The following is a 9,050-nucleotide window of genomic DNA, read 5'->3' as shown; positions in this document are numbered from 1 at the left end:
GGCGGCAGCTGCGGCGCCCGTCACCCACGCACGTCGCCGCCGGGCGGTGCGCGCCACCGGCGGGGAGTCGCGCCGTCCGTCTTCGTGGATCGACGCGAGCAGGCTCTCCTCGATCTCGCGGACTCGCGCGTCGCTCAGCCGAGGAAGCTCCGTATCGTCGGCGTTCATGGCGTTCACCTTCCCTCCGGTTCGATGGCGCTCCGCAGACGCGTGCGGATGCGGGAGAGACGATTGCGGACGGCGCCGTGGCTGACACCGAGCTCTTCGGCCGCTGCCTGGTACGCATATCCTTCGGCGGCGCACAGGCGGAAGATCTCCTGGTCCAGCGCGCTGAGGGTCGCGACTTCGCGCAGGATGCGCTCCGTCAGCTGCGCCGTGATGACCTGGTGCTCCACGTCGACCGTCGACGGAATAGTCTCGTCGACGGCGGCGGCGGTGTTCGCACGGTCCCGTTGCTGCCGCCGGATCCGGTTCGCGCTCTGGAACCGACAGATCGTCACGAGCCACGGGAGGGCGGACTCGCCCTCCAACACCATCCCGGGGAGTTTTCGCCAGGCCGCGAGGAACGTCTCCTGCATGACTTCCTCCGCATCCGCCGTGTTGCCGACGAGACCGTGCGCGACCCAGTAGACCGGCCTCGCGTAGGCGCGATAGAGCGCGCGGAAGGCGAGGGCGTTGCCACTCGCCGCCGCGGCGACCAGTTCTGCGTCGCTCTGTCCTGAATCGCTCCGGGCGGTCGGATCCGTCATGGTCTCCATATCGTCTCTCACGAGGGAGGTGTCCGTTCCACCGAGACCGTCTCACAGTCCGCGTCCGGTCGTGTCTGGCGCGCGCTATCCTTGCCTGTGCGAGAGGGAGTATCCCGGACTCGCGTGTCCGTCATCACGGGCTCCGTCGTCGGGGCCCCGGGCGCGCGCCGCGGCGGCGGGGGAGAGACTTTCGACGATTCGTCACCCCTCTGAAAGGCCCGAATGGACCTCGACCTTCCCGTCTGGTTCGAGATCGGCGCGCTCGTCGTCCTCGTCCTCATCCTCGCGGCAGACCTCCTCATCATCTTGCGCCGACCGCATATCCCCTCCACGCGAGAGTCGACGCTCTGGGTCGTCTTCTACGTCACGCTGGCGCTCATCTTCGCCGGATTGATGTGGGTGTTCGCGGGCGGCGAGTACGCCGGCCAGTTCGTTGCGGGATGGCTGACCGAGTACAGCCTGTCGATCGACAACCTGTTCGTGTTCGTGCTGATCATGGGCCAGTTCTCGGTGCCGCGGCGCTACCAGCAGGAAGTGCTGATGGTCGGGATCATCGTCGCGCTCGTGCTGCGGGGGCTGTTCATCCTCGCGGGCGCCGCGATCATCGAGCAGTTCAGCTGGGTGTTCTACATCTTCGGCGCATTCCTCGTCTGGACCGCCTGGCGACAGGCCTTCCCCGGCGGAGATCACGACGACGAGGTGCAACGCGAGAGCTTCATCGTGCGGGTCCTGCGCCGCGCGATCGACATCTCCGACGAGTACGACGGCGCGAGAGTTCGCACGGTCGTGGCCGGGAAGAAGATGTGGACGCCGATGATCATCGTGTTCGCCGCGATCGGAGTGACCGATCTGCTGTTCGCGATCGACTCTATCCCGGCGATCTTCGGGATCACCCAGAGCCCGTTCATCGTCTTCACCGCGAATCTGTTCGCTCTCATGGGCTTGCGCCAGCTCTACTTCCTGCTGGGAGACCTGCTGGACCGGCTTCGCTATCTGCACTTCGGGATCGCGTTCATCCTCGCCTTCATCGGCGTCAAGCTCGTCTTCCACGCCATGCACGTCAACGAGGTCGCCTTCATCAACGGTGGGGAGCACATCGAGTGGGCGCCGGAGATCAGCACCTGGATGTCGCTCGGTGTGATCGTGGTGGCCATGACCGTCGCCACGGTCGCCAGCCTCGCCGCCTCGGCTCGCGAGCGTCGCGCCGGCGGGGCGGAGGCGGCAGCGGCAGCGGTCGCCGAGGAGAAGGGCACCCCGCCGACGGTCGACGGCTCCGGGAGCGATGGTTCTCGATGAACCGGGCAGCGCCGTCGCGGTGGTAATCTGAGCCGGTGCGGATCGCTCGCCTTCTCCTTATCGGCCGCGACGAGAACTCGTTCTGAGCCCTCTCTCGTCGCGGAGTCCGACGCGGGCCTGAATCCGTGGGCACTGCCCTTTCCAGGAGAACGAGACACATGAGCATCCCCATTCCCGACCGTCCCCGCACGCTCGCCGAGAAGGTCTGGGAGGACCATCTCGTCGTCAAGGGCGAAGACGGACAGCCCGACCTGATCTACATCGATCTGCACCTGCTCCACGAGGTCACCAGCCCGCAGGCGTTCGATGGCCTCCGCGCTGAGGGGCGTCCCGTTCGCCGGCTCGACCTGACGATCGCGACGGAGGACCACAACACGCCGACGCTCGACATCGACAAGCCGATCGCCGACCTGACCAGTCGCACTCAGATCGAGACGCTGCGCCGCAACGCCGAGGAGTTCGGTGTGCGGCTGCACTCGCTCGGCGACAAGGAACAGGGCATCGTCCACGTGGTCGGCCCTCAGCTGGGTCTCACGATGCCCGGGATCACGGTCGTCTGCGGCGACTCCCACACGAGCACTCACGGCGCGTTCGGCGCGATGGCGTTCGGGATCGGCACGAGCGAGGTCGAGCACGTTCTGGCGACGCAGACTCTGCCTCTCAAGCCCTTCAAGACGATGGCCATCACGGTCGAGGGCGAGGTGAAGCCGGGCGTCAGCGCCAAGGACATCGTCCTCGCCATCATCGCCAAGATCGGCGCCAACGGCGGTCAGGGGTATGTCCTGGAGTTCCGCGGCAGCGCCATCCGCGCACTGTCGATGGAGGGTCGGATGACCATCTGCAACATGTCGATCGAGGCGGGGGCCCGAGCCGGCATGGTCGCCCCCGACGAGACGACCTTCGCCTACGTCAAGGGCCGGCCTCATGCGCCCACCGGGCAGGACTGGGACGACGCGGTCGCATACTGGCGCACGCTCCCCTCCGACGAGGGCGCCGTCTACGACGCTGAGGTGTTCCTCGATGCGGGCGAGCTGGAGCCGTTCGTCACGTGGGGGACCAACCCGGGGCAGGGGGTGCCGCTCAACGATGTGGTGCCCGACCCGTCGACGATCGCAGACCCGAACGAACGTGCCGCGGCGGAGCGCGCCCTGGAGTACATGGACCTCCGTGCCGGAACGCCGTTGAAGGAGGTTCCCGTCGACGCGGTTTTCATGGGCTCCTGCACGAACAGCCGGATCGAGGACCTCCGTCAGTTCGCGTCGATCGTGAAGGGGCGGACGAAGGCAGAGGGCGTGCGCGTCATGGTCGTCCCCGGGTCGGCACGCGTCCGGCTGGAGGCGGAGGCGGAAGGCCTCGACAAGATCTTCACCGATTTCGGCGCCGAGTGGCGCTTCGCGGGATGTTCGATGTGCTTGGGGATGAACCCCGATCAGCTGGCGCCGGGCGAGCGCTGCGCATCCACCAGCAACCGCAACTTCGAGGGCCGTCAGGGCAAGGGCGGGCGGACTCATCTCGTCTCGCCCCTCGTCGCGGCCGCGACCGCCGTGTTGGGCAGACTCGCCAGCCCCAGCGACCTCGTCGCGCGAGAGACCGTGGAGGCCTGACATGGAGAAGTTCACGACGCACACCGGGATCGCCGCCCCGCTGCAGCGCTCCGCCGTCGACACCGACCAGATCATTCCCGCGGTCTTCCTCAAGCGCGTCACCAAGACCGGCTTCGAAGACGCGTTGTTCGCCAACTGGCGAAACGACCCCGACTTCGTCTTGAACCAGGAGCCCTACCGCGCCGCGAGCATTCTCGTCGCCGGCCCCGATTTCGGCACCGGCTCCAGCCGCGAGCACGCGGTGTGGGCGCTGCGCGACTACGGCTTCCGCGTCGTGTTGAGTCCGAAGTTCGCCGACATCTTCCGAGGCAACGCCGGCAAGCAGGGCCTCGTGACCGGAGTCGTCGCCGAAGCCGACATCGAGCGGGTGTGGCAGTTGCTGGAGGCTCAGCCGGGCGTAGAGATGACGGTCGACCTTCAGGAGCGCACCGCCGTCGTCGGTGACCTCCGGCTCACTTTCGAGATCGACGATTACACTAGATGGCGGCTCCTCGAAGGGCTCGATGACATCGGGCTCACCCTGCGAAACGAAGACAAGATCTCGCAGTTCGAGGCGCGCCGAGAGGCGTGGCGACCACGGACGCTCCCCGTTCCGTAGCCCGAGAACACGCCCCTCACGACGGGGTGTCGTAGGAGATTCCTCGAGATACAAGTGAGGTCGATCGGATGAACACACTCGTGAGCGAGTCGGCGTCGTCGAAGCCCGACGGACAGCAGGGCGAAACCCTGACGATCCGCGGGGGCCACCCGTTGCGCGGTCGCGTCGACGTGAAAGGCGCGAAGAACCTGGCGACCAAAGCGATGGTCGCCGCCCTTCTCGGCGAGTCGGAGAGTCTCTTGCGCGACGTTCCCGACATCAGCGACGTGAAGGTGGTCCGCTCGCTCCTCGAGGTTCACGGCGTTCGCGTCGAAGACGAGGGCGAAGGCGTGTTGCGCCTCGATCCCAGCGGTGCCGTGTCGGCTCATATGGAAGAGATCGACGCCCACGCGGGGGCGTCGCGCATTCCGATCCTCTTCTGCGGCCCACTGCTGCACCTCCTCGGTCAGGCGTTCATCCCGGACCTCGGCGGGTGCCGCATCGGCGACCGTCCGATCGACTTCCACCTCGACGCGCTGCGCGCCTTCGGAGCCACGGTCGACAAGCTCCCGAGCGGCATCCGTCTCTCGGCGCCCGGTGGACTGCACGGCGCGAACATCGAGCTGCCGTACCCGAGCGTCGGCGCGACGGAGCAGGTGCTCCTGACAGCCGTGCGCGCGAAAGGCACTACGGAGCTGCGCAATGCCGCGATCGAGCCGGAGATCATGGACCTGATCGCGGTGCTGCAGAAGATGGGCGCGATCATCTCCTATGAGCCGAACCGCGTGATCTTCATCGAGGGTGTCGAGAGCCTCCGCGGCTACGACCACCGGTGCATCTTCGATCGCAACGAGGCGGCGTCGTGGGCGTGCGCCGCGCTCGCGACCGACGGCGACATCTTCGTGGCGGGCGCGAAGCAGCAGGAGATGCTGACTTTCCTCAACGTCTTCCGCAAGGCCGGGGGCGACTTCGACATCGCCGAAGACGGCATCCGGTTCCGTCGGGGCGGCCCGCTCAAGCCGGTCATGGTCGAGACCGATGTGCACCCCGGGTTCATGACCGACTGGCAGCAGCCGCTCATCGTCGCGCTCACGCAGGCGGAGGGCGTCTCGACGGTGCACGAGACCGTGTACGAGAACCGGCTCGGCTTCACGCAGGCGCTCAACCAGATGGGGGCCGACATCGTCGTCCACCCGGAGGGTATCGCGAGCGACGATCGACGTGTGCCGCGGCGGGCTCTGGAGCAGGCCGCCGTCATCACCGGCCCCACCCCCCTCCACGGCGCCGACGTCGTCGTGCCCGATCTCCGCGGCGGCTACAGCTACGTGATCGCGGCGCTCGCGGCGGAGGGGGTCTCGACCATCCGGAACGTCGACATCATCCGTCGCGGTTACGAGAAGCTCTTCGACAAGCTCTCGGCGCTCGGTGCCGACTTCACGGTGGCGAGCTGACCGGCCGTGTCGCCTCGTCGTCGCGCGTCGGCTGAGAAGACCCGCCCGAGCGCCTTCTGGCCGGCTGCGGCCCTCGTGGTCCCGGCCGTCGGCTGGTTCGCGCGGATCGAGATCTCCGGCGGCGAGCACTTGCCGCAAGAGGGCGCGTACGTCCTGGCGCCCAACCACTACAGCGAGTTCGATCCCCTCATCATCGCCGTCGCGACCTGGCGTCTCGGGCGCGCTCCCCGCTTCATGGCGAAGGAGAGCCTTTTCCGGGTGCCGGTGCTCGGGTCGCTCCTCCGGGCGACCGGGATGATCCCCGTCGCCCGGGCATCGACCGCGTCGGCGGCGAAGCAGACCATCGAGCAAGCCCAGCAGCTCGCCCGCGACGGGCGCGGAGTCATCGTCTACCCCGAGGGATCACTCACCCGCGATCCCGAGATGTGGCCGATGCGGGGAAAGAGCGGGGCCGTGCGTCTCGCCCTCGCGGGCGGTCTTCCCGTGATCCCTGTCGCGACCTGGGGTGTTCAGCAGATCCTGCCGCGCTACGGAAAGCTGCGGGTGTTCCCACCGCGGCGACGGGTGAAGGTGCTCCTCGGTCCGCCGGTGGATCTCGACGCGTATCGCTCGGCCGTCGGCACGGCGCACCTGGCTGCGGCGACGGACGCCGTCATGGCCGATATCTCCGCCTTGTTGTCGACGCTCCGCGAGGAGCCTGCTCCCGCCCAGCGGTGGGATCCCTCCGCGCACGGCCAGAAGGAGACGGGTCGCCTTGAGCCGTAGACAGGAGACGGTGCGGCCGCGGGTGGCGGTGATCGGTTCGGGCAGCTGGGGGACGACGTTCGGCAAGGTCCTGGCCGACGGCGGTGCGCACGTGGTGATGTGGGCGCGGCGGGCCGAGCTCGCCCAGGAGATCCAGGAGGGGCATCGCAACAGCGAATACCTCCCGGGAGTGAATCTCCCGAGGTCGATGTCGGCCACGACGCATCTGTCCGAGGCGTTGGACGGGGCGAGCCAGGTGTACCTCGCCATCTCGAGTCAGGCGCTGCGGCAGAACCTCAAGGCGGTGCGCCCGCTCATCGCCGCCTCCGATGTGCCGATCGTCTCGCTCATGAAGGGCGTGGAGAAGCGATCCGGGCTACGGATGAGTCAGGTGATCGAGCAGGAGCTGCATTGCGATCCGGCCCGCATCGCCGTGGCCTCGGGGCCGAACCTCGCGCTCGAGATCGCCCGCGAACAGCCCACGGCCGCGGTCATCTCCTCCTCCGATCAGGAGACCGCCGAGGCGGTCGCCCGACGCGCGCGCAATGACTATTTCCGCACCTTCGTCAACACCGACGTGATCGGGACCGAGTTCGGCGGAGTGCTGAAGAACCTCATCGCGGTGGCGATCGGAATCGTCGACGGCGTCGGCTACGGCGAGAACACGAAGGCCTCCATCATCACGCGAGGCCTCGTCGAGATGACCGATTTCGCCGTCGCGCAGGGCGCCCAACCGGAGACGCTCCAGGGCCTCGCCGGACTCGGCGACCTCATCGCGACGTGCCAGTCGCCCCTCAGCCGCAACAACACGGCGGGGCGCCTGCTCGGACAGGGCTACAGCTTCCAGGACGTCGTCAAGCAGATGAACCAGACCGCGGAGGGGCTCGCATCCGTCGCGCCGGTGCTGCAGCTGGCCCGGGAGGCCGGCGTCCACATGCCGATCGTCGAACAGGTGAAGATGGTCTTGGACGGAACGATGAACCCCCGGGACATCGCTCCGCACCTCACGACGGACGACGACACCCCGAAGGGCGAGAGGACGCAGGATGGCAAAAGCGGCAGTGGCGGTGCTCTTCGGAGGTCGTTCGAGCGAGCACTCGATCAGTTCCGCAACGGCGGGAGGCGTTCTCCGGGCGATCGATCGTGACCGCTTCCGAGTGATCCCGGTCGGCATCACTCGCGACGGCGCGTTCGTCCTCGAGGACGACGACCCCGACAAGTTCGCCCTGTCGCCCGGCGCGCTGCCGGAGGTCGTCGACAACGGCACCCGGGTGCGGTGGCCCGACTCGACCCTCTCGCGGGAGCTCGTCGTGGAACATGCCGACGGGCGACGCGAGTCGTTGGGAGACGTCGATGTCGTCTTCCCGATCCTGCACGGCCGCTTCGGCGAGGACGGCACGGTGCAGGGGTTCCTCGAGCTCCTCGGACTGCCGTACGTCGGCGCAGGCCTGCTCATGTCGGCCATCGGGATGGACAAGCACACCACCAAGAGCGTCCTGAAGGCCGCCGGCGTGCCGGTCGTCCCGTGGGTCGCGTTCACCCGGGCCGAGCTGGACCGCGATCGTGATCTGTGGGAACGCCGCGTGCGAGCGCTCGACCTTCCCGCGTTCGTCAAGCCGGCTCGCGCAGGATCCAGCGTCGGCGTCTCGAAGGTCTCGGAGTGGAATGAGCTCGACGCTGCGCTGGATGCGGCGTTCGCGGAGGACGTCACGGTGCTCGTCGAGCAGGCCGTCGTCGGTCGCGAGGTGGAGTGCGGTGTGCTCGAGGGCCGCGATGGGGCGCAGCCGCGAGTGAGCGTGGCCGGCGAGATCGTCATCACGGGGCGCGACTTCTACGACTTCGAGGCGAAGTACCTGGACGCACCCGGCATCGAACTGGCGTGTCCGGCAGACCTTCACGACGGCGAGCTCGCCGAGATGCAGCGGATCGCCGCCCGCGCGTTCGACGCCGTCGGCGGGGAAGGCCTCGCCCGTGTCGACTTCTTCTTCACCGGGACGGAGTTCTTCGTCAACGAGGTGAACACGATGCCGGGCTTCACGCCGATCTCGATGTTCCCGAAGTGCTGGATCGCCTCCGGTATGAGCTACGCCGACCTGATCAGCGAGCTGATCGACCTCGCGCGCGTCCGCTGATCCGTCGTCGGATCAGGAGTCGGCCGGACGCTCGATGCACTCGTCGCCGGTCTGAGGGAGCATTCCCACCGCCGGTGAGAGCGATGACAGCACGGCGCGAGCGCTCACGACGTCGTAGTCGAGGTAGACCTCGACGGCGGGGGAGCGTCCGTACGTCGTGAAGCGGTAGCGCGGCGCTTCGCTGTTGTCGATGATCCAGTCCACGCCGTCGACGGTCTCGCACGGGAGCTCGGTGGGTCCGGGGGCGGGGATGCCGCACGTGAGGAGGACGGAGTCCCAGGCGCCGGTGGCCTGTGCATCGGTCCAGTGGCGCGGCTGCCCGCCGACCGAGTCCGGGAGCCGGACGATGACGGCGGCGCAGTCGGGGGAGTCGGCTTCGGGCGCCGGCTTCATCGAGACGGTGCTGGCGCATCCGCTGAGCGCGCTCGCCCCCACCACGAGGGCCGCAATGCCGAGGATCGGACGACGAGCGCGGCGTGAGGAGAGCACCCCTCCAG

9 protein-coding genes are annotated in these 9,050 nt (G+C 68.0%); 7 read left to right on the top strand and 2 right to left on the bottom strand.

The window, feature by feature from the left end; translation table 11 throughout:
- Positions 1-173 precede the first annotated feature (173 nt).
- The gene (locus QM591_RS09105) at positions 174-749 is read right to left on the bottom strand and encodes an RNA polymerase sigma factor (protein ID WP_415131753.1); all 576 of its coding nucleotides are present in this window, start codon (positions 747-749) and stop codon (positions 174-176) included.
- A 222-nt stretch (positions 750-971) separates the two neighbouring features.
- Here QM591_RS09105 and QM591_RS09100 point away from each other — a divergent pair, with 222 nt between their 5' ends.
- The 7 genes from QM591_RS09100 to QM591_RS09070 all read left to right on the top strand — a co-directional run bounded on the left by QM591_RS09100 (position 972) and on the right by QM591_RS09070 (position 8,553).
- A complete protein-coding gene (locus QM591_RS09100) occupies positions 972-2,045 on the top strand; it encodes a TerC family protein (RefSeq protein ID WP_415131751.1) in 1,074 nt (357 codons plus the stop codon).
- A 158-nt stretch (positions 2,046-2,203) separates the two neighbouring features.
- Entirely contained in the window at positions 2,204-3,649 is a 1,446-nt protein-coding gene (leuC, locus tag QM591_RS09095; protein WP_415131749.1) for a 3-isopropylmalate dehydratase large subunit, read from the top strand.
- Position 3,650: 1 nt separating this feature from the next.
- Positions 3,651-4,247, top strand: coding sequence for a 3-isopropylmalate dehydratase small subunit (leuD, locus tag QM591_RS09090; RefSeq protein ID WP_415131747.1), 597 nt, complete (start codon positions 3,651-3,653; stop codon positions 4,245-4,247).
- Positions 4,248-4,315: 68 nt separating this feature from the next.
- Positions 4,316-5,677, top strand: coding sequence for a UDP-N-acetylglucosamine 1-carboxyvinyltransferase (gene murA, locus QM591_RS09085; protein ID WP_415131745.1), 1,362 nt, complete (start codon positions 4,316-4,318; stop codon positions 5,675-5,677).
- 6 nt (positions 5,678-5,683) lie between these two features.
- A complete protein-coding gene (locus QM591_RS09080) occupies positions 5,684-6,442 on the top strand; it encodes a lysophospholipid acyltransferase family protein (protein WP_415131743.1) in 759 nt (252 codons plus the stop codon).
- Positions 6,432-7,568 carry an NAD(P)H-dependent glycerol-3-phosphate dehydrogenase gene (locus tag QM591_RS09075; protein ID WP_415131741.1) on the top strand — a complete coding sequence of 379 codons (1,137 nt, stop codon included), beginning with the start codon at positions 6,432-6,434 and terminating at the stop codon, positions 7,566-7,568. The genes QM591_RS09080 and QM591_RS09075 overlap by 11 nt, the downstream gene beginning before the upstream one ends.
- Complete coding sequence (locus QM591_RS09070; RefSeq protein ID WP_415131739.1) at positions 7,468-8,553, top strand: D-alanine--D-alanine ligase family protein; 1,086 nt, start codon at positions 7,468-7,470, stop codon at positions 8,551-8,553. Before QM591_RS09075 ends, QM591_RS09070 begins: the two co-directional genes overlap by 101 nt.
- Positions 8,554-8,565: 12 nt before the next feature.
- Here the strand turns inward: QM591_RS09070 and QM591_RS09065 are convergent, their stop codons facing one another.
- On the bottom strand, positions 8,566-9,042 hold the full coding sequence (locus QM591_RS09065; RefSeq protein ID WP_415131737.1) for a DUF3515 family protein: 477 nt from the start codon (positions 9,040-9,042) through the stop codon (positions 8,566-8,568).
- Positions 9,043-9,050: the final 8 nt, after the last annotated feature.

Source organism: Microbacterium sp., from assembly GCF_047607225.1.
Lineage (GTDB): Bacteria > Actinomycetota > Actinomycetes > Actinomycetales > Microbacteriaceae > Microbacterium.
The sequence above is the reverse complement of the archived record's forward strand: the minus strand, read 5'-3'. Positions and strand labels throughout refer to the sequence as shown.